The following is a 22,201-nucleotide window of genomic DNA, read 5'->3' as shown; positions in this document are numbered from 1 at the left end:
AATCCCCCCGATGATCAAAGCTATATTTTTCCGTAATCTTTCATAACATCTATAAATACTTCTTTCAAGTAATCATAACTGGAATCAACAGAACATTTCCTAAGTGTTTCTTTACCTAAAGAATATTTATCTGGATCTTTAAGAACAGTATTCAACTTATCAGCTAGATCTTGATAATCACCTCTTTTGAAAACAAATCCGTTTCCACCATCTATAATTAACTCACTGATACCCGCTCCACTACTTACAATGGCTGGCTTACCATATACCCATCCTTCACATACAGTAAGTCCAAATCCTTCAATGTTAGAAGGTAAGACTATAACGTCTGAAGCTTCATATATTGCATATAGTTCTTCATCTGGAACATAGCCAGTGAAAACTACTTTATCTTTAACGTTAATCTGTTCAGCTAAAGCTTGTAATTTCTTAGCCCATATATTAGCTTTTCCAGTACCTAAGGCTCCACTAGTAAAACTACCATTTCCGACTAAAAGTAATTTAGCATCATTTACATATTTCATTGCTTGTATAGCTACATCTTGGCTTTTCATAGGATCCATTCTAGCTACTACTGTAACTATTTTTTCATCTCCTTTTATCCCATATTTTTCTCTGACTTTCATAACTTCTTGTCCCGATACTTTCCTATATTCTTGAGGATCGATGAAGGGATAAACTTGCTTTACTCTTCCCTTAATTCCTGCCCTTAACATACCTTCTAAGTCTCTTTTTGTACTTACTATAACACCATCAAAACCTTCAAAAGTCCTAATTAGAAATTCTCTCATCTTATGCGATAAATATTCTGGGACAAATGGTATATGATACCATAAAACAGCGGGTGCTGAAGGTCCTATAATTCCGCCAATAAGAAGTTGCTGAAAATCATTAATAAAATAAATATCAGTGTCCTTGTAAAACTCTAATAATTTTTGAGCTGACAACCAATTATAAGTTGCATAAGCAATATAGTCCTCTGGCTGAATGTCATATTTAGATAATCCATGTGCCTCATTATAAATTCCCTCTTTAAATCTAGTATAACCTTGTAAATCTTTAGGGTTTAAATCTACAAAATATATATTTAAATCTTTATATTTAACTTCTGGTGGATAACCTGGACCTAGTGAAACCCATCTAGTCTTATTAAATTTTTTACTTAGTGCAAGCATCATCTTTGCTACTCCGCCTACAGATATGTAATAATCTGATGGATCAAGTAAAGAAACGTCAATGGGAAATGAGAGAAATCCATACTTATCAACCAAATCCCTATATGTATATCTAAATCTAATTGGTGGTGTTTGAGTGTTTATAGCGACAGAAAACATATGAAAAATTTTCCGCTTATATTTATAAAGTTTTTAGAGTATTATGCCTCCGTGAACTATGCATTCTTATCTAATGGGATAACTTCAGCGTTAGAATCACAAGGAAGTATAGATTGGTTCCCAGTACCTAGATTTGACTCTCAGTCTATATTCACAAAAATATTAGACAGCGAGAAAGGCGGATATTTCTCAGTAAAACCCATAGAATATAATAAAATTCAAGAAGAATATATAGGATATTCACTTATCTTAAAGACAACATTTAAGAAAAATGACTTAAAATCAATGGTTATTGACTTCTTACCTATCTCACTACCAGCAATTATAAGACTTTATGATACTGAACTTCCATTAGAAGTAAATATTTTACCGGTTTTTAACTACGGTTTGATAAATGCTGGAACAGAAATTGTAAAAGATGGGGTCATATATAGAAACCCTCTATCAAAAGAAGGGATAGAACTACTAGTCTACGGTAATTATGAAATTATTAGTCCTTACAAGCTGATTATAAAGCCCGGAAAAGGATACCTTTACTTACTCTATTCAAAGGATTTAAGATACGGATTATTTAGCCAAAAAGGGTTCGTGTACTCAAGACCATATGAAGCTTTTTCAAAACTCATTGCACTCAGTGAAAAAGAGTTGAGTAGAGCTAAAAGAATAAGAAAAATGGAGAGGTTTAAGGATATATATTATAGATCTATATCCGTTCTTTTAGGATTACTATATAGACCCTCCGGAGGAATAATTGCTTCTCCTACCACATCCTTACCAGAAATAATCGGTATGGAAAGGAATTGGGATTATAGATATGTATGGATAAGAGATGCTTCTTACGCTACAGAAGCATTAATAAAAGCGAACTTATTAACACAGGCTAGACGATCTCTGGATTTTATAATAAGTGTAATAGATCCTTCATCTAAAAGTTTTGATCATCCATTTTATACTATTGATGGAACACCTCCACCAGCTGAAGAAAATCTTGATTGGTTATCAGGTTTTAAAAATTCAAAACCAGTGAGAGTAGGAAACGCTGCTTATTTACAAATTCAAATGGATATTGAAGGCGCATTTATGCATACTCTTCATGAATATTATAAAGAAACTCAAGATGATGAATATATTAATAGCAATTATTGGGCAATAGAAGCTATTGCAACATGGGTAAAATCTTATTGGAGAGAACCAAGTACAGACATTTGGGAAGAGAGAGGAGTAACAAGACATTATGTACATACAAAAGTCATGTCTTGGGTTGCGTTAGATAGGGCTTATAAATTAGCTGAGGCATTAGGATATAAAAAAGAAGCAGAGGAATGGAAAAGTGTAGCTAATGAAATTAAAGAAGACATAATGAGACACGGTATAGTAGAAGGGAGTTTTGTAAGATATTATGGCGGAGATGAAATTGATTCTGCATTATTGACATTACCATTATATGACTTCGTTGATGCTAATGATAAAATATTCTTAAACACACTTAAAAGAATAGAAAGCGAATTAAAAATAGAGGATGGACTTTATTTAAGATATAAAAAAGATTTCTTAGGTAGTGTAGTTCATCCGTTTGCTTTAGTAACTCCATGGATGGCAAGAGTTTATATTAGATTAAACAAAGTTGAAGATGCAATAAGACTATTAGAGAAATTAGATAAATGTAGTAATTCACTAAAGCTACTAGGAGAGCATATTGATCAGAAAAACTGTGAGGCAAGAGGTAATTTTCCTCATTCATTTCCTCATGCGGGTATAATTTTAAGTATAATCGAATTAGAGGAGAAATTAAATGCAGAAAATATTACAACTAATAAATGAGGCAATAGAAGAAATAGAGAAATATGGCTCTTGCGAATCTGCTTACTACTTACTGAAATATATTGCTTCTCACGGTGAAAAGTTTATTGAAGAGAAATCAGCAAATTATGATTTTACACTAGACAACTTAATACTCATGTCCATGTTACAAGAAACTCATAAGTACAAGTTATTCGTCTCCTCATTTTTCATTTATGATTATTTGAGTAAGAAGTTTCACGTGCAAGAGCCATTATTTATTTTTAGATGGGGAAAAACTTACTTCATATATAGTTATAGGATAAACGCTAGGCTGGAATCTCTTATAAAAAATCAATTTATTTTTTCTAGGAAAGGAATATTAAAATTGACTGAAAAAGGTGAAAATGAAAGAGAAAACATTTTCTCTTCTCTTCCTTCTACTGATAGAAAGAAAATAGAAGAGATAATAGATAATATAGATAAAATGAAATTAAAAGAACTGAGAATTTATACAAAAAAATATCTTTTCTCTATTCAATGACTTTATAGTTAAACAATCTTGAAAGATATGCTTGCTCCCAATTATCTTTCTGTAGGGTATACTCTCTCTTCATTACTGGATCTTTTGCAGCTGCTGGAGGTTGTTTAGTTAAATCTAGCTGGAACTGCAAACTGTAAGTCTCTAATTTACCTTCTAAATTACCTACATAAGCCCAGCCTACGAATGCATATTGGACTGAGACTTTTTCACTTACTCCTTCCATTTCTAAGATCTTATTTGCAGCAAATTGTGAGCTTTCAAACGCTATTTCTTGGTTCTTAGGGAACGGTAACTTTGCAGCATCACCAACAACTAGGATATCATCATATTTAGGAGTTCTCAAATCTTGAGGACTCCTAACGTCTGCAAAAGGTGAACCCAAACCTGATTCTTCAATAAATCTTGGGACTTTGTTAGGTTCAAGCATTGCTAAAATATCATAGTTATACTTTTCTCCAGACTTTGTTACAACATAATTTTCACCAATTTCGACTATCTCTTGGTTTGTAACTAATTCTATTCCAGCTTTTTCATAAATCTGTTTTATAACATCAGCAATAACTGGTGGTTGTGTTTTGTCATTAGCATCTATGTGAATTATTCTAAACTTGTTCCTAACGCCCCTATAAGAAAGGATAGTGTGTGCTAACATCGCAGTCTCAGTTGGTGCTGGAGCACATCTGTAGGGTGCCTTAGGTGCATAAACTACAACTGTTCCTTTTTCAGCTGTCCACAATCTTTGCTTAAGAACATTAACTCTTCCTGGATCATAGACTGTTGTATTCTTCCACCAGTACTTATCATAACCAGTTATTTTACTACCATCAAAAACAATACCTGGAGACAAAACTAAATAGTCGTAAGAAATTTCCCTAGTGGAATTAAAAGACGAATCTGACAGGTACACCTTTCTATTATCTGGGTCTATCTTGTAAACATTACCAATAACTACATTTATTCCTAATTTTCCAACTTCTTCGTAACCTCTAATTATCCTACTATATCTCTGCTCTCCAGTTAAAATCAATGGTCTGCTAGGGCCAGCAAAATAGAAATCCTCCTTGTTTACTACAGTTATATTAGCGTTTTTGAGTTTTTGAGCTAGTGTAGTAGCAACACCCATTCCTCCTATTCCGCCACCTATGATAACAATATTCTTCATATGTAAATTTTTAGTTTAACAAAGTTTAATGAAATTTTTTATATTGAGAGTTGGCCAAAAGGTTTAAATTCATAAAATACAAATATACTACTTTCACAAAAAATTAAAAATTTCAATTACAAAAATTTTTATAAAATGATTTTAAGTTATTTACTATATCCTAGATAGAAAGGATATACTATCCACTTATTTTCTAAATCATTAAATAGGTATGTTTTAATAAAAATACTAGAAAATAAATGAATTCTATATTGAAAATAGATATAAAGAAAGATTTGCTTCTGTTTATTAAGAATGCAATTTGAACTTCGATGAAATAAATATTGTAGCAATAAAGCATAGAAAATTAAAAATACGTTATAGTAATACAAAGATTGATATTACACATTAAAGTTAAATATCAGGATGTAGCCCAAAGTCAAAAAATAACTTTAGTGTTAAATATACTGCATTTTTATTTTTATTAAAAATATAATAACGTTATTATTGTTAATCTAAATATCTAGAGAGATACCTTTAAATTTTAATTTTATATAATTTTACTTAATATAATCAAAATTAGGTTAATTAAATAATTCTTGCGAGTAATACTTATAGTACTCAAGGAAATATGCTCTTACCATAAAAAATAATATAGTATTTGCTAATGAATTAGTATACTCTTTAAAATCAAACTTAATCATATCGCTTATCAAAAAGAAATTTTCAGCCAGTAAGAGAGATCTTTCTTAATATATTTTTAACGTAATAAGTAAATATATACGGTTATCCCATAAGTGGTGTTAGGTCTTTACTTTTTAGATTAGATTAGGATATAATGACTTTTCTAGCCTCTCTTATTATTCGTTCTACATCAGAGATCATTATTTTAACAGTATCCAAATAGAATTTAGCCTCATAAATCCCCAAACATGTAAGACATAAGCTGAATTTTATCCCACTTTAGCCCAGTCACCTAGTTTTAAAGATAGTTTTGCTGCAGCATGGCCAAGATTATAAGTATACCATCTCTCCTCTTTAATTGCTTGTTAATATTCTGGTAAGTTGATTTTTCAGTTAACGCTTTGACAATCTCTTCAGCTGTCTTATAAGCCTTTTCAGACGCTTGAATAACGTCTCCTTTAGAAAGATAATCCTTAGCCTCAAATAGATACTTCTCAGCTAATTCTAACCTTATTTTAACTCCTTCGTTTGGATCAACTTTAGATAGTGCTAAAATTATTAAGTCTTCAACATTGATGCTTTTTTCCTCAACTTTCTTAATAAGCTCCTCCACAACATCAATTTAATCACAAGGTTTAATAAACTAGATTATACTTCTTAAATCCGTTTATAAATTCTATTTTTTATTCCTAATCAATAAGTAAAGAACTAATCCTAATATTATTAATAACAATATTATTTCTTCTATGTAAAACTCTGATGAATTATATACGTTCTTAAAAACTGTAGTTGTTACTGTTGTTATTTCATGGATAGTAATATAAGAGTTATGAGTAACAGTGATGAAAGAAGTTACAGTAGTTACTGAAGTTTGAGTTACAGTGGTAGTTGCAGTCGGAACAGCTGTATTTGACGAGTTGCTAATTGTTGTAGAATTATCTATTAGAATAGGTACGTACGAGTTGTTAATAAGAATAAACACATATTCCTTCTGTGGAACCCAAAAACTGTAATTATCGTAAACTACATGATATTTCTTTTCTAACTTGAAGTGTGTAACGTTAGGTATATTAGATTGATATGGTAAATTAGTTATACCATAAGGACAAACAATAGCTCCTTCTACGTATTTAGTTTCGTTAACAAAGAAAGACACACTACCGTTAGGATATTTGATTTCCCAAAGACTGTCAAATGGAAACACTATAGCCTCATCTCCAAAAATTATAACACTCGGTAAGGCTAAGAACTGTAATTCAAATATTTGCTTACCGTTAGTGTTGTTGTAAACTACGAAAACGCGATTATTCGTGCTTAAATAAGCTCTTCCACAAACTGCATTTTCACCCGTGTTAGGAAGTCCACTGAAAATTACTGGAGGAGTATACCATTTACCGTGTATTTCTACAGTAGTTGAAATGGAAACGTTAAAACCAGGAGCAAGATAAGCAGTTGCACCGTTACCGTAGCCTACTATAACTGTTCCTTGTATGTTAAAGAGACCATTATATTTACCGGGGATGTAATATGTCTCGTTAAAAGTTTCCGTTCCGTTAGATAAATAAAAGGTAATCAATACCCCGCTTTTGTTATAATTCCACAAGGTAATTAAAGTATATTTATTGCCAGTTATTGTTGGAGTCATATAAAATGCAATTTGAAGTGATCCGTGATACCATATCTCTATTCCCCATTCTGGATTTTCATATTTTCCATAGTACCATAATACGTTTTGCACAAACACTTGCGTTTTGTTTATTAAAATGCAAGTATTTTGCTGAGTAGAAGGACTTGAACCAGAGACTGAAATATTATAGTATATAACGGTGGAGTTAACTCCAGTAATTGGCATTTGAGGAAATTCGTATCCATAATCGCTACCTCCAATACCTATATATATGTTAATCTGGCTTTGTGGTAATAAAGATAGCGTGAAGAGAATAAAGATAATAACTGATAAAATCTTCTTTACCACAAATTATGATTTAATAATATATTTTTAAATCCTTCAAAAAGTTGAAGATGATTTTAATTGAGTACGAAGATGATATTGTCGTCCTTAAGCTATTTATATTTCTATAATTTTTAGAACATAGTAATATGCTAATTTAATATTTATACTCCTTATAAAGAAATCTCATTTAATAAATTTATATACAAATAGTAGTTTAAGGAAATTCCCTCACCATAAAAAATTATAATATTTGCTCATTAACTAATAAATACTTTGAATTTACTTCCTTACTTTATTTCGTTAATCACAAGGAATTTTCAGTTAATAAGACAATATATCTTACATTTATTTAACGTAACGTAAAAATGTAACGATTTTCCTATAAATGCTATACAAATTAAATACTATCACTAAGATTCTCAATTACATAAAAGAGTATAAATATTCTATTTTCTTAAATAATTTACAGAATAAATTTATTCTTCTAAACACACATAGTGTCGTCACTGAGCTATTTATACTTCTACAAATTTTTAGCACATAGTAATATGCTAATTTAATATTTATACTCTCTATAAAGAAAGCCATCTAATAAATTTATATGCAAATGACGACACTATCTAAACACATTCAAGTAATTTACTCGAAGACGCTAAAATTTCAGATTTTTCACTTCTAGTCAAGCTAAATTCTCCAGGATTATGGGTAGAGATACCCAGAACAGTTGCAAAAGTTGCAGTATATGACTTTATTAGGAAATATTTTCATCCGTATCGTTTTCCGTAACTTTTGACATATGCCCTTTGTTTAACTCCGTAGAATTTTATCATTGCGTGACATATTATTTCAGTTTCTGAATTCGGAACTTGGACGAGTTAAAAATGCTAACTTAAAACTTGAATTGATGAGTCTAGTATTCTTACAAAGTTAAGAAAGACTAAAGGCACAAATATCGGGGTTTTAATAGGCCTATTTACCTTCATACTTGTCGGCGAAGTGTTACTATCCGTAATAACCGGTCAAGTCAATAGCTTAACTTCAGGTACTTCACCAAGCGTTACTGGCACTGACGTGACATTTTTGAACTTAGTGACGTTGTTTTACATCTTAGTTTTGGTACCCGCTGTAGCCTCTTACAAAATCTATAAGGAGTAAAGACAACCGTTTTCTTGTTACAATTTTTACCAGTTATAATGATTTCCGAAATTCGATTTTTTGCAAAGCAACGTTTGCAAAGCAACGGATTCTTTGCCGTCTTCTTTCAGCTACACACATTTTGATAGCAAAATTTTACGAGTTGCTAAAGCTTTTAAATGCGAATTGGCAACTATAACCTGATGGCGAAAGACGCGTTATAAATATGGCGACTATATTATACGCGAAAGAAAAGGTCGGTATTATGTCTATAAGTTGGAAACGGTGAACGGTGAGGTAAAGGAAACTTATGTGGGTCCTTTAATTGACATGGTCGGAACTTACCTAAAATTGAAAAATTGAATTTGGGATGTGGGGATATCCCCCACAAGCCGCGGCCGGGATTTGAACCCGGGACCTTTGCCTTACCAGGGCAACGCTCTAGCCAGGCTGAGCTACCGCGGCATTTAATATTTGTACCTTACAGCATATAAGTTTTTTGCAATTCTTATTAGTTATACTTTTCTCTCCCCTTATTTTAAGGGATGAATTAAACATGGACACAAAAGAGAAAACAAATCTAATAAATATCGTATTTCAAGTAATTGAGGAAAACGTGCCTATTGACTGTGAAGATTTAATAGCAGATTTAAGGAGGAAATTTATGAAGGATGTAAGAGATCTAGGGCTTGAAGGAGCTTTACAAAAATGGTTAAATAGTGATAATGATGTGGAAATCATAACTTCTTAAATACTTCCGGTATCTCTACTGATGCTTCTTCATAATCTTTTATAGTATCTATTGATCTCCAGTAAACGTTTTCATAAGTTACTCCTTTAAGTAAACCTTTTTCAGCTAGAGACGGAAACGTTATTTTTTCAATATCTCCTTTTTCCGGTAAATATTCAAAAACCTCTGGTTTCATTTTGTAAACACCAGCATTTATCCAGTATTCTTTTAATAAGGGTTTTTCGACAAAACGTATTATTTTTCCATTGTCATCTATACTTACAATACCATATGGGCTCCTTAAAGGAACTAGAGCTATAGCTACAATACAATCTTTTAACACCATCTTGTTAATATCAATGTTAGTAAGTATATCTCCATTTATAACTATGAAATCATCACTTATGAAATCTTTAAGTCTTCTTATTGCACCACCGGTACCTAATGGTTCTTCTTCTGTTAATGTAGCAATTGACACATTAAGTCTTTGTTGATTTTTTGAAATCCATTCAATGAGAGCTTCTTTTTTGTAACCAGCTAACACAAAGAAAGAAGTAATACCAAAACTCTTTAACCAATGTATTTGCCATTCTATAATAGGTTTTCCAGCAACTTCTACTAGGGGTTTAGGTTTATCATCAGTTAAAGGTCTTAATCTTTTACCGTAACCTCCAGCTAAAATTACAGCTTTCATTAAATTACTACAATTCTTTATAATAATAAAGTTTTTCAGAGTCCTCTAATATTCTCTTTTTTCTTATTATTTTTCTATGAATTTAGCCACATCTATTCCTTCTAATTCAAGCAATTTTCTCTTTAACTCTACCCCTCTTGAATATCCACCTAAGCTTTTTTCTCCTATAACCCTATGACATGGTATTATTAATAGAACATTATTTTTGGATAACGCTGTACCAACAGCTCTAGGTGAGGTCTTAACAGCATCAGCCACTTGCTTATAAGTCCTTACCTCACCCCACTTTATTCTCATTACTTCTTTAAATACTCTTATCCTAAATTCATTAAAAGGCTTAAAATCTACAGGCTCTGTTAGATCAACCTTCTTCCCTTCAAAGTACAAGTCTAATTTATAAAAGAAGTCTGTAAAATAATCATTATCAAGAGAACTCCTCTCTGCACAATCACAAAAATCTAGCATAACAAATCCTTTTTCATTTTTAGCTACTGTTATTGGACCAAAAGGGCTTTTATAAAGACCGTAAACTATCATTTTAATTTATTTATTGCACTCTGGTTCAAATCTCTATTTCTTATCTCCTCTAATAATGCCTTGAGAAAGTCATCAAACTTAACTCCCCTTATTTCCACATTATTCCTACCTCTTACAGTTACTTTACCCTCTTCTCTCTCCTTCTTTCCTACTATTATCATGTAGGGAACACCTTCATCATAAGCCTTCTTAATCCTTTTTGATAAAGTCTCATCAGACATATCTAGTTCTACTCTTATCTTATTTTCCTTTAGCTTAGAGAGTAGATTTAAGGCATAATCTTCCACATCCTTACTTATTGGTAATATTCTAACTTGAACTGGTGAGAGCCACGTAGGTAATTTTCCTCTGAAATGTTCTAATAGAATTGCCATAAATCTTTCTATGGAACCATAAATAGCTCTATGTATCATAACTGGTCTTTTTCTACTCCCATCTTTGTCTATATATTCTAACTTAAATCTCTCTGGGAGATTGAAATCTACTTGAATTGTTGATAATTGCCACCATCTACCTAAACTATCTCTTATATCGAAATCTATTTTAGGACCATAAAATGCTCCTTCCTTTTCTTTCACAATATACTTTATCCCAAGCTCATTTAGGGCAGAAACTAAAGCATTTGTAGCCTTTTCCCATAATTCATCACTTCCTATACTTTCATCTGGTCTTGTACTTAGGTTAATCCTAACATCATCACCTTTAAAACCAAAAATAGATAAAACATCAATAGTTTTCTTTACTAACATTTTTACTTCATCTTTGATTTGATCTTCAGTTAAGAATATATGCCCATCATCTTGTACAAATCCTCTAACTCTTAGTAATCCATAAAGCTCACCTCTTTTCTCCCACCTAAAAACCAATCCAAACTCTGAAAACCTTATAGGTAAATCTTTATAACTTCTCGTTTTAGATTTATATATTAAGATATGAGCTGGACAATTCATTGGCTTAAGCCCTAGTTCTTCATCCTCCATCTTAAAAAGAACCATCTTATCCTTATAATAGTCGTAATGACCACTAGTTTTCCAGAGAATTGATCTATATATCTCTGCTGTAAATACTTCTTGGTAACCCATACTTTCATTTATTTCTTCCATAAACTTCATCAACTCTTTTCTTATTATTTGCCCTTTATAATGAAATAGAGCAAGACCTGGTGCAGTCTCGTCCGGAAAACTAAACAAATCCAGTCTTTCTCCTATTATTCTGTGATCGTATTCTGATACCTCTTCTAGCCACTTTAAATATTGATCTAATTCCTCTTTTTTCTCAAATCCTACGCCTCTTATTCTAACGTATTGAACATTAGGAGAAGGATGATGAACTGAAATATTAAGTATTTCAAAATATTTTGGTTCTAAGCTTGATGGCTCTCCTAATACCTTAATCTTATTTCCATTAAATTCTATATATCCATCCTTTAACTGATAGGAGTATTGATTGTAAGTAGCAAATTTCTTAGCTTCATCTAATGTTAAGGTAGTATCACTTTCTACATCAACATAAAAATCTCTCTCACCTAAACCGACTTCTACGGGTTTAAACCCGTTTGAGGCCAAATTTAAGGCATAGATTATACCAGCCTTCAGCCATACTCCTTTATACTCTTCCATAGTTAGGTATTTTTATCTAACCGAATAAAATAGTTTTAGTGTCAGAATTACTTATAATTGCAAGTGGCGGAGGACATACTGGTTTTGGAAGAGCAATAGCTGAATATTTACCCTTTAAGCCAGATTTCGTAATCCCAGAGAATGACAAAAATAGTGAAGAAATGATTAAGAATCTAGCAAGAAAAATATACTATGTCAAGAAGGGGAAAGAACCTAGTGAAGGAAACACGCAGTTCTTGAAAAATATCTTCAAAATACTCTCTCAATCAAGTAAAATTGAGAAATATAAGGTAGTAATAGCTACTGGTTCAAACCATTCCCTAATTCCATCGTTCATACAGTATTTGAAAAGAGCAAAGATTTACGGTATTGAAAGTCAGGATAGAATAGTAACTAAGGGAAAAGCAATTAGACTAATCTCATATTTCTCAAAAGGAATTTTCTTACACTGGAAGGAACAGAAAAAACTCTACCCTAAAAAAGGAATAGTGGTAGGCCCAATAGTTGAAAAACCTAAGTATAAAGCAGAGGATGGAGATTATATCTTAGTAACAACCGGAAGCCAAGGATTTAAGGAGTTATTTGATCGTCTTATTAAATTAGAATTAGAGAATGTAATTGTTCAAACGGGAAAGATAGATCCAAGCATATATAAGGACAAAAAGCCAAATTGGAAATTCTTCTCTTTCGATCCAGATATAGAAAAATGGATAGCCAAAGCTAAGCTAATTATAACACATCAAGGTAAGACAGCAATGGAAGCTGTAGTAATGTATAAGAAACCCACAATTATAGTTTATAACAAATCTTGGATTTATGCTGCTACAAAAGAAGATAGTAGACTTTATGCTGAAATATTAGGAGCAACATTCCTAGATGACCCATCTACTTGGGATTCAGATGAGGTTTTACTTGAAGCAGTAGAGAAAGCTCATAAACCTAAGGATTATGAAATAGGTACGCAAAAACTAGTAGATTTAATTTTAAGTGATCTAACTAGGAAATAATACTAGTGATGAGACGAGCGCACACTGATGAGATGAAGACGTCACTGCGTGCTGATAAGATAATTCAAAAACTTATCCAAGAATTTGAGAAGAATAAAGAGCTCTTAAGACAAGCTGGGTGGATTGTAAGTGATGTAAATTCGTTTGAATGGTGGGACGGATTAAAGACAGCTGATGAAATTTTAATTTCATCCATATTAGTACAAATGACTAAGTGGGAAATAGTTAAAAAAGTAATTGAAAGACTGAGACAAATAGGTTTAAATAAACTAGATAAATTGGCTAATTTATCAGAAGAAGAAATTGAAGAACTTATTAAAGGAGTTAATTTTTATAAGACTAAGGCTAAAAGGTTAAAGAAATTAGCAACTATAGTTAAAGAGAAAGGACTAGAAAATATAGTTAAGAATGAGAAAACTTTGAAAGAAATTGAAGGAATAGGAGACGAGACTGCAGAATCTTTACAACTTTTTGTAGCTAATCTTCCTGTATTTCCAAGATCCGAATATGCTTCTAGGATTTTAAGCAGAATTTTAGGTGAAAAAATAAGCAAAAAAGAAGCTAAAATTTTGGCTGAGAGTTATTTAAAAGATGATGTATACAAACTTAAACTTTTTCATGCTGGAATAGTTACCATTGGTAAAATTTTTTGTTTAAGTAAACCGAAGTGCAATAGTTGCATATTTAAAGATTTGTGTGCATATTATAAACATGTGGTGAAAAGTTGAAACTTTACGAGTTTGAAGGAAAGGAACTTTTTAGGGAAGTAGGAATCCCAGTACCAAAAGGTATAGTTACAGATAAACCAATAAAATGGGAAGGAAAAGCTGTAGTTAAATCTCAACTACTTGAAGGAGCAAGAGGAAAAAGAGGATTAGTAAGAGTAACTGAAAATGTTGAAGAGACTATAAATGAGCTTATGAAGTTAGGAGTTAATAAATTCCTCGTAGAAGAATTTATTCCGCATGAAAAAGAAATCTACTTATCGGCATTAATAGATAGAGATGTTGCAGAACCTATTATTGTAGCATCACCAGAAGGTGGAATCGATATAGAGAGTAGCAAAAATGTAAAAATTTTTCATATACCAATTGAAAGAGGAGTAAGATCTTATGATGTTATTAAAATTGAAAAATATCTTAATGTTAAGGGTCTTGAACCCATAATTAAAGGATTATACAAATTGGTTACTGAATATGATGCTGAATTAGCTGAAATAAACCCATTAGCTGTCACAGTGGATGGAAGACTTTATGCTTTAGATTCAAAAGTAATTTTAGAAGATAACGCATTATTTAGACACCAAGATCTATTAGAAAAAATTGGAAGATCACCTAGTAAAGATGCCTATGTAGAGTTAGATGGAGATATTGGGATTATAGGTAATGGGGCTGGATTAACTATGGCTACCATGGATATGGTTAAATTAATGGGGGGAAGTCCAGCTGATTTCTATGATGTTGGTGGTGGAGCAGACAGAGAGAAAGTTAAAGAAGCAGTATTGAAGATTGGTTCAAATCCTAAGGTTAAGAAAATTATTATAAATATTTATGGAGGAATAACAAAATGTGATGAAGTCGCACTTGGAATAGTTGATGCGTACAGTTTAATAAAGAAACCCATATATGTAAGACTTGTGGGAACAAACGAAGAACAAGGAAGGAAAATACTTCAAGATAATGGTATTAAATATTATACTGATGCATTAAGTTGCATAGGTGATGCATTACGCTCATAAATAGGAACACAAGAGTACTAGTTCAGGGAATTACCGGTAAAGAAGGCTCGTTCCACACCAAACAAATGCTCACTTACGGAACTAAAATTGTTGCTGGAGTAAGTCCAGGCAAAGGTGGAACTACTGTTCATGGGGTACCAGTTTACGATACTATTGAAGATGCCCTCAAAGAACACGAAATAGATGCAAGTATAGTATTTGTACCAGCAAAATATGCACCAGATGCTATCTACGAAGCAATTGACGGTGGAATAAAATTAGTTGTAGTAATAACAGAACACATACCAGTCCTTGATATGTTGAAAATCGTTAAATATGCTAAAACAAAAGGGACTAGAATTATTGGTCCAAATTGCCCCGGTCTAATAGTTCCAGAAGAGAGCTTAATAGGAATTCTTCCACCTAGACCTTTTAAGAAAGGGAAAGTTGGTATCGTATCTAGGTCTGGAACATTAACATATGAAGTAGCTGAAATGGTGAAAAAAGATTATGGGCAATCTACTGTTATTGGAATTGGCGGAGATCCTATAATAGGAACTGATATGATTGAGATTGTAAAAATGTTCGAAGAAGACCCAGAAACAGAAAGTATAGTAATGATAGGAGAAATTGGCGGTACAATGGAAGAGAGAGTTGCAAAGATGAAAGCTGAAGGAAAGATAAAGAAAAAAATAGTTGCATATATTGCAGGCATGACAGCACCAAGAGAAAAAAGAATGGGTCATGCTGGTGCGGTAGTTTATATGGGTATGGGAACATTTGAAAGTAAAATAAAAGCTTTAACAGAGGCTGGAATACCAGTTGCAAAAACACCTTACGAAATACCTAAGTTACTTTCTTCTTGATCTAATAAATACTACGATAGCTATAACTATTACTACACTAAATCCTACTATTAACACATACTCTGATGGGAAAGAATCAGATGAAGATATGACTGATTCTTTTATTCCAACAATTTCTCCTTGATTAAAATTGGAGAAAATTATAGATATTTTTCCGCCATTAGGGAAGAAGAGAACATAATAGTGACCAATCATTACGCCCATGAAAGGAAATGATTTATTAGCATATTTGTAAGTAGTTTCCCAGAATATATTACCATACACAGAACTCTCTTGAACTATTATAGAATATGCAGTTCCATTTACATATATTGTACCACTAGGCTCTACCCATGGAAACTCACCTATTGGTAAAATTACTGTCGCATATCCTTGAGAAGAAATATTTAGAGCACTTACTGTTAAATTCCCTATATTTAAGTTGTGATATGAGAATGTAGCATGAGGAGAGACTATATAAACCTCTTTATGTATGGTATTACCCTTGAAAAGATAGTCTAAGTTAACTTTATACACATTGTATGTCTTTATAAAATTAGGTAATGGTTTTACGAAGTTTAATTTTACACTGAAATTGAACTTGATATTATTTTCAAAAGTTTTGTTATAAATTAATATAGGGAAACCATATTGAGAAGATACAATAATGTAACTTCCACCTGGAGAATAGAACTTTATGACAGGAATACTAACAGAGCCATTGTTTATAGGGAAAGTTGAAGTAGTGAAATTAGTAAATAATGAGATAATTGGAAGATAGTACTGGTTATAGTAAAGATCGTAATAGGTAAGCACTCCATTCAAATTAAAAGATGATATATTTGAGTGTGGCGGAAGCGGAGGTGTATGAGTAGTAAAGTTACTCACTACATGAACATTAAAACTTGTATTCTCCCATGTCATGTTAAAATTGTATATATAAATTAAATATTGATTCTGTGTCGTATAATATGAAGAAGAATATAAAGTATAGGAGAAAATCATACCAGGTATTAAGAACGAGAAAAGAATGATGGAGAGTGACATGCTAAGTAATATAGGTATCAAGGGTTATTAAAAACTTTCACAAGTATGGGCCCGGCGGGACTTGAACCCGCGACCTCCCGGTGTCTGACCGGGAGTGTTATCAGCCGGGCGCTCTACCAAGCTAAGCTACGGGCCCATATTAATCATTATAACTAACCTTTTTAAGACTTTTTGTTAAGAATATAGTCATAATGATGAGCGATGGGCGGATTGATTGATGATAATAAATATACAAAGAAAAGCTGATCCAACTATTGATTTTAGGAAAAAACAAGTTACTCATGTACTCTATTTATATTCTCTCTTTATTAGTAATTTAAGATAATTACATTATCCATAACCTATTTCTCTTTATAAACATAATAAAATCCATTAATATTGCAGAAATTACAAATTCAAATGCTTATCTTATCCAATTGTCGTTACTTAACCTTATTATATTTTTAGTTAAATATAGAGATCCAAATCTTAAAATTTTCTTAGAGATATTAATCACTTGTATAGGAGTTTAGAAGCTGACAATTCATATTGTCGTACTAGTATAGTTTTTCATTATATCAAGTTAAGAATATACATAAATAATTTTTATAAAACTTTAAGACCACTTCCAGTTAATACTAATACACTAGTTCCTTCTGGATTAATCTTCTTATAAGCAGAATAAACTGTAGCAGAACTATATTCTACGAGAATGCCTTTCTTAGCTAATTCCTTCCAGGAGTTTAAAATTTCTTCATCAGACACTACTATACAGTCGCCATACTCTTTCACTATTTTTTCCATTTCTGGCAGAAGGAAAGGACTAGTAGAAACTAAAGCATCTGCAATTGACGTAACTTTTTCTGGCGGAGTATACTTTAGTCCCTTTATCTTAGAGCATAGAGGCATAACTTGTTCAGTCTGTACTGCTATTAACCTAGGAATTTTACTTATTATACCCTGATTAAACATATGCCTAAACCCTTCAAAAACACCCAAGAGTAAAGTTCCAGCAGATGTTGGTAAAAACACGTTATCTGGTGATCTCCAGCCTAAGTCACTTACAATTTCATAAGCCAAAGACCTTATTCCATCCCTAAACTGAGGTTGAAGAACATGAGACGCATAATAATATGAAGAGTTTTCAGCAGCTTTCGAAACATCTTCTCTACTACCCTCGACTTTAATAACTTCTGCACCGTAAATCTCAATCTGCTTTAGTTTATTCCCTCTAGCAGTTGAAGGAACAAATATTTTAACTCTCATTCCAGCTGCAGAACCGTAAGCAGCAATAGAAGCCCCAGCATTTCCAGACGAATCTTCAGAAATTTGCTTTATCCCTCTTTCGGCTAAATAAGAAATTAACGTAACAGACCCTCTGTCTTTATAAGACCCAGTAGGATTAAGGAAATCCAATTTAAAATAAACGTTATTAGACCTTATCATAGGAGTATGCCATTCCCCTAATGAAATCCAGTTCTTTATATAAGGAAAATTTTCCCTTAAATTTTTAGAGAAAGGAATATCCTCAACCTCAACCTTAAAAGGACCTCCACACCTCTTACAGCGCACTTCTAACCCTTCTCTTTCCATTCCACAACGCATGCATACTTGTCTCATGATAAAAAATTTGATCAAGGATAATTATAGTCTTTCTTATAATAGTTATAAAGCGTTAGACTATATAAAACGAAAATTAATCAGAAAGATATTTACCTCTTATAGCTAATTGAACGCATTCTAAAAATCACTTTTACCGGTCAAAATATACTCGTATTAAATACATTTTCTATCGCATTTGTAAAATATATAATTTTTGGCTAATAATCCTCATATATTATAATTTAAATTTTATGATCATAATCCTTTTCATTATAGTTGTATTGCGAAAATAGTCTTGTCATTTGCACGTAAATTTATCAATGAAAATATCTACAACTAGCAGATATAAAAATATGGTTTGCATACTTCATTTTAGCGAAGAAATATAAATACACCAATGACAATGCTATCTCCACACTCTATCCAAACGTGATAAATATAAAAGAGGAAAAGATATAAGTAATAAAGTTTTCACATTTGGTGATATCAGAATTTGTGAGGTTAAGGGAAAGTATTATGTTTACTTAATAGAGAAGGGTGAATGAGGCCAGATAAGGGACCGTTACGTGGATCCTTTAACTAAGGTAGTGAAAATAGCATTGGGGGTATTAGAGGGTATAAACCCAACAGTGGACCGGCCGGGATTTGAACCCGGGACCTCTCGGTTGCAAGCCTCTGAAAGAGGGGAAAACCCCTCTTTCAAACTCCCTTATGATCACGGCTTTTGCCCCTACCCCGCATGATTTGAGGGATGGCAAATGCTTAGAAATTACTCCACTGTTAATAGAATTATTCAGAAACGATTTACTGAGAGAAGGCGTGAAGGAAAGCACTCTTAAGGGTTGGCTATACTATCTGAACAAAGCTAAAGATAAGAGGCTTTGCAGTGCTGAAGATGTCAGGAAATTATGGTTAGGCGGTTCACAGAGAATGTGGAAGGAATCACTATCGCGGTTCTTCTCATGGTATGCGAAAAAGTATGACGCTGAGGAATTAATCGCAAAGCTTAGGAAAGGATTACCAGAGAAAGTGAAGAGAGGCGTGGACACTTATGTACCTACAGACGCTGAAGTGCTGAAGTTACGCGATTCGTTACCTAATGAATATGCAGATGTATATAATGTATTGATAAGCACGGGTCTCAGACTCACAGAAGTACTTTATCTATTAAATAATAAGGATAAAGTGAGGGTTGTGGACTTAGGTGAATTTGTCAGAATTCATCTGGACTTGATGAGGAAATCCAAAAACGCCTTAGTATGCTATCTGCCTAAGTCAGTCTTTGAGAGCCTTAAGCCTCTGAAAGCCCACAAAGACACCGTGAGTGACGTATTCTGTGACTCAGGCTTATGCGAAAAGTATCTGAGGAAGTGGTTTAACCAGAAGGTAAGACAAGTGGTGAAGGATAGGGATTTAGCTGAGTTTTTGGAAGGGCGTATATCCGGTCTGTCAGTAGGTGCAGTACACTACACAGACTTGATAGCTTTAGCGGATAAGGAGTATCCTAAGGTATTTGAAGTGGTTAAGCAGTTTTTGAAGGTGAGCTAAATGAGGTGGGGCTTAGTCCTACTACTGCTTATCTTCATATTTTCACTGCTGAGCCAAAATTATATCCTCTTCATTATTGCCTCTATTGTGTATATTGCAGTGAAAATACGGCGTGCTGAAGAGGATTGAAAGCCCGACCCGTTTCAAGTACCTACCTAACGTAGAATTGAAAGAAAAATAACGTTAGGTACTTGGCACTTTTGACGTCTTTTCACGCATTATAGCAAGTACCTAAAATCCGTAAACACCGTGTATTAAGTGTTTCCTTACGATATGCTGAATTAGGTCATCAGACTTAGCAAACTCCTTACCGCAATACCTACAGACCTTACTGTGTTCTTCATAACGCAAATGCTTTATGAACGATATGTAACTCCTAAAAGGGGTCAAACACACGGGGCAGACCCACTTATACACTTGGACTAAGGAAAAGTAGAGGAGTAAGTCGTTCTGCTGAAAATCAATAGTCTCTATAGCTTTCCTAAGGAAATCCAAGGCATCAACTTGAGACTCTTTAGACTGTAGGGCTAACCCGTGATTATCTTTAGATTTCATCAAAAACTATATAATTGCCGAATGAGCTATATAGTTTATGGAGTCACACGAAAACACACACTCACAAATTATGGAGTATATTAAGAAGAATCCAGATCTGCAGAAGGCTATAGAGTTATTGAGGCGGGAAAGGAAAGTAACACGTGTGGCACTGCAGTTTGAGTTTGGTTGGTCTGAGTGGAAGGCTAGGAAGGTCTATGAGGCTTTACGTTATGTCTGTATTAAGGGTTTGGCATTTCCCATAAGTGAAGGGGTAGAACTGGTCTGCCGTGCTTTTTTCGGTGAGGTGAGGTTGTTAGAACTGCATAGGGAAATGGACATGGAAATTGATGAAGAGACCTCACAAGAGAGGGAAGAAGAAATGGAAGAGGAAGATTGGGAAGAAGAGACTGAAGAAGAAGTTGAAGAGGAGTAATCAGGTGCTTTTTGGCACCTAAGTGGAACAAAAAAGATACCAATTTGGAACAAAAAATCACGATTTTGCCTTTTTCACCCTTTTATAGCAGAGTGTGATTTCCCCGTCTTTAGTCTCGACACTTAGGACAAACTCGTCTTCTTTAGTAATGTTAAATGCTTTGGCGATATCACGCGGGATATTAAGATAATATGTTTCGTCACCTTCTCTTCCGCCTTTTCTGATATACGGCTTTACCACATCTTAGTTTATATCCGGAATACCTTATAAAAATTCCGGATACAAATAAGTTTAAATATCCGGATTCCGGATATTTAATTGATCGGAATGAAAGCCCAAATCCGATTCGGGGAAAATTGGGTTAAGGTAAACGAATCCGTTTTTTACGTATCTCCTCAAATCGTTAAAGCCATAAAACATGTGGTAGAGACGTTAGCAAAGGAAAATCTTGAACCGGAACCGGAAGAAGTAGAGTTATATGCTAAAGCCCTATTACTATTAAAACCTACAACGGTAGAAGAGGCTGACCACTACATTAACGTTATTGCGACACTTGAAACGATAGACGATTTCTTCAGAGTGAAGGAAATAATCGATAGGATTTATGCAAACAGAAGTGCCGACGTGATGGTGAGGGAGTTATGATAGATCTAATGCACGCTGATTGGGACGAGATAGAAGAGTTAATTGAGGACACGCTAAACGAAAGGATAAGGACTTTCAAATATTTCGACTACTTCATTATCAACCCCAAAAATGTGTTAGTGAAAATCTATGACGACAACGATAAGCTAATGTTCGCTGTAAAGATGGAGTTTGACGGGAAAAAATTAGAGGTTATTGAGGTGAGCTGATGAGGATAGTTATACCTTACCGTGTTATTGAGGAAAACACTGAGTGCGTTAAGGAATATGATGAATGGTACCCTTATGCGGATAACTTAGAGTATGAGTTTTCCGTTGATGATGTCAAAATTGATTACAGTGACTTAGAGGATATTGTTGAGGAGTACTTGGACGACATTTTAGAAATTCTTCAAAAGCGTTATAAGAAGAAACTAAGCGAACTGAAGAAAGCCGATTCTGGAAAATTTTGAAAAGGGGGCTATTTATAAAGTTTCCCGCAATGTTCATCTCGGTTGATATCGTGGTGTCTAACAAACCGTTTGCCCATATCCGCTTAAGGGAAGAAGATAAGAAGTTATTGAAGGAAATAGCCAAAAAATATGACATCTCTGAAGCTGACGTAGTAAAAATCGCGATAAAGAAACTCGCTAAAGAATTAGGCGTAGAGGTGTCTTCATAAGTTAATCCGTTTTTTCACGTCTCGTCACAAA

At 33.2% G+C, this 22,201-nt stretch carries 25 protein-coding genes, 2 tRNA genes and 2 pseudogenes; 16 read left to right on the top strand and 13 right to left on the bottom strand.

Annotated features, from left to right (window positions below):
* Positions 1-20 precede the first annotated feature (20 nt).
* Complete coding sequence (locus STK_RS05400) at positions 21-1,334, bottom strand: glycosyltransferase family 4 protein (protein WP_010978976.1); 1,314 nt, start codon at positions 1,332-1,334, stop codon at positions 21-23.
* Here STK_RS05400 and treH2 point away from each other — a divergent pair, their 5' ends adjacent.
* Positions 1,335-3,155, top strand: a complete 1,821-nt coding sequence (gene treH2 / locus STK_RS05395) for an alpha,alpha-trehalase TreH2 (protein ID WP_010978975.1) — start codon at positions 1,335-1,337, stop codon at positions 3,153-3,155.
* A complete protein-coding gene (locus tag STK_RS05390) occupies positions 3,127-3,657 on the top strand; it encodes a hypothetical protein (RefSeq protein ID WP_010978974.1) in 531 nt (176 codons plus the stop codon). Before treH2 ends, STK_RS05390 begins: the two co-directional genes overlap by 29 nt.
* Here STK_RS05390 and STK_RS05385 read toward each other — a convergent pair.
* From STK_RS05385 to STK_RS05375, 3 genes and pseudogenes are all read right to left on the bottom strand, one after another.
* Positions 3,647-4,819, bottom strand: a complete 1,173-nt coding sequence (locus tag STK_RS05385) for an FAD-dependent oxidoreductase (protein WP_010978973.1) — start codon at positions 4,817-4,819, stop codon at positions 3,647-3,649. The two genes, STK_RS05390 and STK_RS05385, sit on opposite strands and share 11 nt — an antisense overlap.
* A gap of 807 nt (positions 4,820-5,626) precedes the next feature.
* A pseudogene (locus STK_RS05380) lies at positions 5,627-6,095 on the bottom strand (PaREP1 family protein).
* 63 nt (positions 6,096-6,158) lie between these two features.
* Positions 6,159-7,457 (bottom strand): hypothetical protein, encoded by a 1,299-nt coding sequence (locus STK_RS05375; RefSeq protein ID WP_010978971.1) that lies wholly within the window; start codon positions 7,455-7,457, stop codon positions 6,159-6,161.
* Positions 7,458-8,432: 975 nt separating this feature from the next.
* Here STK_RS05375 and STK_RS15605 point away from each other — a divergent pair.
* Both STK_RS15605 and STK_RS14780 read left to right on the top strand, forming a co-directional pair.
* On the top strand, positions 8,433-8,591 hold the full coding sequence (locus STK_RS15605; protein WP_010978970.1) for a VP1/VP3 family protein: 159 nt from the start codon (positions 8,433-8,435) through the stop codon (positions 8,589-8,591).
* Between the two features lie 255 nt (positions 8,592-8,846).
* Positions 8,847-8,933, top strand: coding sequence for a putative integrase (locus tag STK_RS14780; protein ID WP_232616546.1), 87 nt, complete (start codon positions 8,847-8,849; stop codon positions 8,931-8,933).
* A 27-nt stretch (positions 8,934-8,960) separates the two neighbouring features.
* Here STK_RS14780 and STK_RS05370 read toward each other — a convergent pair.
* Positions 8,961-9,035: transfer RNA gene (locus tag STK_RS05370), tRNA-Thr, on the bottom strand.
* A gap of 91 nt (positions 9,036-9,126) precedes the next feature.
* Here STK_RS05370 and STK_RS05365 point away from each other — a divergent pair.
* Positions 9,127-9,321: a hypothetical protein gene (locus STK_RS05365; protein WP_069168187.1), complete on the top strand. Its 195-nt coding sequence runs from the start codon at positions 9,127-9,129 to the stop codon at positions 9,319-9,321.
* On the opposite strand, the gene STK_RS05360 is transcribed toward STK_RS05365, so the two are convergent.
* The 3 genes from STK_RS05360 to thrS all read right to left on the bottom strand — a co-directional run bounded on the left by STK_RS05360 (position 9,308) and on the right by thrS (position 12,150).
* On the bottom strand, positions 9,308-9,994 hold the full coding sequence (locus STK_RS05360) for a nucleotidyltransferase family protein (RefSeq protein WP_010978969.1): 687 nt from the start codon (positions 9,992-9,994) through the stop codon (positions 9,308-9,310). The two genes, STK_RS05365 and STK_RS05360, sit on opposite strands and share 14 nt — an antisense overlap.
* Before the next feature lie 66 nt (positions 9,995-10,060).
* Positions 10,061-10,531 carry a methylated-DNA--[protein]-cysteine S-methyltransferase gene (locus STK_RS05355; protein ID WP_010978968.1) on the bottom strand — a complete coding sequence of 157 codons (471 nt, stop codon included), beginning with the start codon at positions 10,529-10,531 and terminating at the stop codon, positions 10,061-10,063.
* Positions 10,528-12,150: a threonine--tRNA ligase gene (thrS, locus tag STK_RS05350; protein WP_010978967.1), complete on the bottom strand. Its 1,623-nt coding sequence runs from the start codon at positions 12,148-12,150 to the stop codon at positions 10,528-10,530. The genes STK_RS05355 and thrS overlap by 4 nt, the downstream gene beginning before the upstream one ends.
* 38 nt (positions 12,151-12,188) lie before the next feature.
* Between thrS and STK_RS05345 the strand changes: the two genes are divergently transcribed.
* Genes STK_RS05345 through sucD form a run of 4 tightly spaced genes read left to right on the top strand, consistent with a single transcriptional unit; the run spans position 12,189 to position 15,740 of the window.
* Positions 12,189-13,157, top strand: coding sequence for a UDP-N-acetylglucosamine--N-acetylmuramyl-(pentapeptide) pyrophosphoryl-undecaprenol N-acetylglucosamine transferase (locus STK_RS05345; RefSeq protein WP_010978966.1), 969 nt, complete (start codon positions 12,189-12,191; stop codon positions 13,155-13,157).
* Between the two features lie 8 nt (positions 13,158-13,165).
* Positions 13,166-13,885 carry an endonuclease III domain-containing protein gene (locus tag STK_RS05340; protein WP_052846929.1) on the top strand — a complete coding sequence of 240 codons (720 nt, stop codon included), beginning with the start codon at positions 13,166-13,168 and terminating at the stop codon, positions 13,883-13,885.
* On the top strand, positions 13,882-14,895 hold the full coding sequence (locus STK_RS05335; RefSeq protein WP_052846447.1) for a succinate--CoA ligase subunit beta: 1,014 nt from the start codon (positions 13,882-13,884) through the stop codon (positions 14,893-14,895). Before STK_RS05340 ends, STK_RS05335 begins: the two co-directional genes overlap by 4 nt.
* On the top strand, positions 14,892-15,740 hold the full coding sequence (gene sucD, locus STK_RS05330) for a succinate--CoA ligase subunit alpha (protein ID WP_084742632.1): 849 nt from the start codon (positions 14,892-14,894) through the stop codon (positions 15,738-15,740). Before STK_RS05335 ends, sucD begins: the two co-directional genes overlap by 4 nt.
* Here sucD and STK_RS05325 read toward each other — a convergent pair.
* The 3 genes from STK_RS05325 to STK_RS05315 all read right to left on the bottom strand — a co-directional run bounded on the left by STK_RS05325 (position 15,726) and on the right by STK_RS05315 (position 18,368).
* The gene (locus STK_RS05325) at positions 15,726-16,766 is read right to left on the bottom strand and encodes a hypothetical protein (protein ID WP_010978962.1); all 1,041 of its coding nucleotides are present in this window, start codon (positions 16,764-16,766) and stop codon (positions 15,726-15,728) included. The genes sucD and STK_RS05325 overlap by 15 nt on opposite strands.
* Positions 16,767-16,812: 46 nt before the next feature.
* Positions 16,813-16,902 (bottom strand) — tRNA-Ile (locus tag STK_RS05320).
* A gap of 449 nt (positions 16,903-17,351) precedes the next feature.
* Complete coding sequence (locus STK_RS05315) at positions 17,352-18,368, bottom strand: pyridoxal-phosphate dependent enzyme (protein WP_052846928.1); 1,017 nt, start codon at positions 18,366-18,368, stop codon at positions 17,352-17,354.
* Between the two features lie 434 nt (positions 18,369-18,802).
* On the opposite strand from STK_RS05315, the pseudogene STK_RS15600 reads away from it, so the two are divergent.
* Positions 18,803-19,090: pseudogene (locus STK_RS15600) on the top strand (putative integrase).
* Positions 18,993-19,895 carry an integrase gene (locus STK_RS05310; protein WP_232616523.1) on the top strand — a complete coding sequence of 301 codons (903 nt, stop codon included), beginning with the start codon at positions 18,993-18,995 and terminating at the stop codon, positions 19,893-19,895. Before STK_RS15600 ends, STK_RS05310 begins: the two are co-directional and overlap by 98 nt.
* 231 nt (positions 19,896-20,126) lie before the next feature.
* Here the strand turns inward: STK_RS05310 and STK_RS05305 are convergent, their stop codons facing one another.
* The gene (locus tag STK_RS05305) at positions 20,127-20,450 is read right to left on the bottom strand and encodes a C2H2-type zinc finger protein (RefSeq protein ID WP_010978959.1); all 324 of its coding nucleotides are present in this window, start codon (positions 20,448-20,450) and stop codon (positions 20,127-20,129) included.
* Between the two features lie 37 nt (positions 20,451-20,487).
* Between STK_RS05305 and STK_RS05300 the strand changes: the two genes are divergently transcribed.
* Complete coding sequence (locus STK_RS05300) at positions 20,488-20,865, top strand: hypothetical protein (protein ID WP_010978958.1); 378 nt, start codon at positions 20,488-20,490, stop codon at positions 20,863-20,865.
* Between the two features lie 57 nt (positions 20,866-20,922).
* Here the strand turns inward: STK_RS05300 and STK_RS05295 are convergent, their stop codons facing one another.
* Positions 20,923-21,105, bottom strand: coding sequence for a hypothetical protein (locus STK_RS05295; RefSeq protein ID WP_010978957.1), 183 nt, complete (start codon positions 21,103-21,105; stop codon positions 20,923-20,925).
* Between the two features lie 87 nt (positions 21,106-21,192).
* On the opposite strand from STK_RS05295, the gene STK_RS05290 reads away from it, so the two are divergent.
* From STK_RS05290 to STK_RS05275, 4 genes are read left to right on the top strand one after another with little or no spacing between them, the layout of a single operon-like run.
* Complete coding sequence (locus STK_RS05290; RefSeq protein WP_010978956.1) at positions 21,193-21,510, top strand: hypothetical protein; 318 nt, start codon at positions 21,193-21,195, stop codon at positions 21,508-21,510.
* On the top strand, positions 21,507-21,719 hold the full coding sequence (locus STK_RS05285) for a hypothetical protein (protein WP_052846445.1): 213 nt from the start codon (positions 21,507-21,509) through the stop codon (positions 21,717-21,719). The genes STK_RS05290 and STK_RS05285 overlap by 4 nt, the downstream gene beginning before the upstream one ends.
* Positions 21,719-21,961, top strand: a complete 243-nt coding sequence (locus STK_RS05280; RefSeq protein ID WP_052846444.1) for a hypothetical protein — start codon at positions 21,719-21,721, stop codon at positions 21,959-21,961. Before STK_RS05285 ends, STK_RS05280 begins: the two co-directional genes overlap by 1 nt.
* Before the next feature lie 29 nt (positions 21,962-21,990).
* A complete protein-coding gene (locus STK_RS05275; RefSeq protein WP_010978955.1) occupies positions 21,991-22,170 on the top strand; it encodes a CopG family transcriptional regulator in 180 nt (59 codons plus the stop codon).
* The last annotated feature ends 31 nt before the right edge of the window (positions 22,171-22,201 follow it).

Origin of the sequence: Sulfurisphaera tokodaii str. 7 (genome assembly GCF_000011205.1) — an archaeon.
Lineage (GTDB): Archaea > Thermoproteota > Thermoprotei_A > Sulfolobales > Sulfolobaceae > Sulfurisphaera > Sulfurisphaera tokodaii.
The sequence above is the reverse complement of the archived record's forward strand: the minus strand, read 5'-3'. Positions and strand labels throughout refer to the sequence as shown.

Coding starts and splice junctions, on each gene's coding strand:
- STK_RS05400 (WP_010978976.1), bottom strand. CDS start 1,334: ATGTTTTCTGTCGCTATAAACACTCAAACACCACCAATTAGATTTAGA.
- treH2 (WP_010978975.1), top strand. CDS start 1,335: ATGAAAAATTTTCCGCTTATATTTATAAAGTTTTTAGAGTATTATGCC.
- STK_RS05390 (WP_010978974.1), top strand. CDS start 3,127: ATGCAGAAAATATTACAACTAATAAATGAGGCAATAGAAGAAATAGAG.
- STK_RS05385 (WP_010978973.1), bottom strand. CDS start 4,819: ATGAAGAATATTGTTATCATAGGTGGCGGAATAGGAGGAATGGGTGTT.
- STK_RS05365 (WP_069168187.1), top strand. CDS start 9,127: ATGGACACAAAAGAGAAAACAAATCTAATAAATATCGTATTTCAAGTA.
- STK_RS05360 (WP_010978969.1), bottom strand. CDS start 9,994: ATGAAAGCTGTAATTTTAGCTGGAGGTTACGGTAAAAGATTAAGACCT.
- STK_RS05355 (WP_010978968.1), bottom strand. CDS start 10,531: ATGATAGTTTACGGTCTTTATAAAAGCCCTTTTGGTCCAATAACAGTA.
- thrS (WP_010978967.1), bottom strand. CDS start 12,150: ATGGAAGAGTATAAAGGAGTATGGCTGAAGGCTGGTATAATCTATGCC.
- STK_RS05340 (WP_052846929.1), top strand. CDS start 13,166: ATGAGACGAGCGCACACTGATGAGATGAAGACGTCACTGCGTGCTGAT.
- STK_RS05325 (WP_010978962.1), bottom strand. CDS start 16,766: ATGTCACTCTCCATCATTCTTTTCTCGTTCTTAATACCTGGTATGATT.
- STK_RS05305 (WP_010978959.1), bottom strand. CDS start 20,450: ATGAAATCTAAAGATAATCACGGGTTAGCCCTACAGTCTAAAGAGTCT.
- STK_RS05300 (WP_010978958.1), top strand. CDS start 20,488: ATGGAGTCACACGAAAACACACACTCACAAATTATGGAGTATATTAAG.
- STK_RS05290 (WP_010978956.1), top strand. CDS start 21,193: ATGAAAGCCCAAATCCGATTCGGGGAAAATTGGGTTAAGGTAAACGAA.
- STK_RS05285 (WP_052846445.1), top strand. CDS start 21,507: ATGATAGATCTAATGCACGCTGATTGGGACGAGATAGAAGAGTTAATT.
- STK_RS05280 (WP_052846444.1), top strand. CDS start 21,719: ATGAGGATAGTTATACCTTACCGTGTTATTGAGGAAAACACTGAGTGC.
- STK_RS05275 (WP_010978955.1), top strand. CDS start 21,991: ATGTTCATCTCGGTTGATATCGTGGTGTCTAACAAACCGTTTGCCCAT.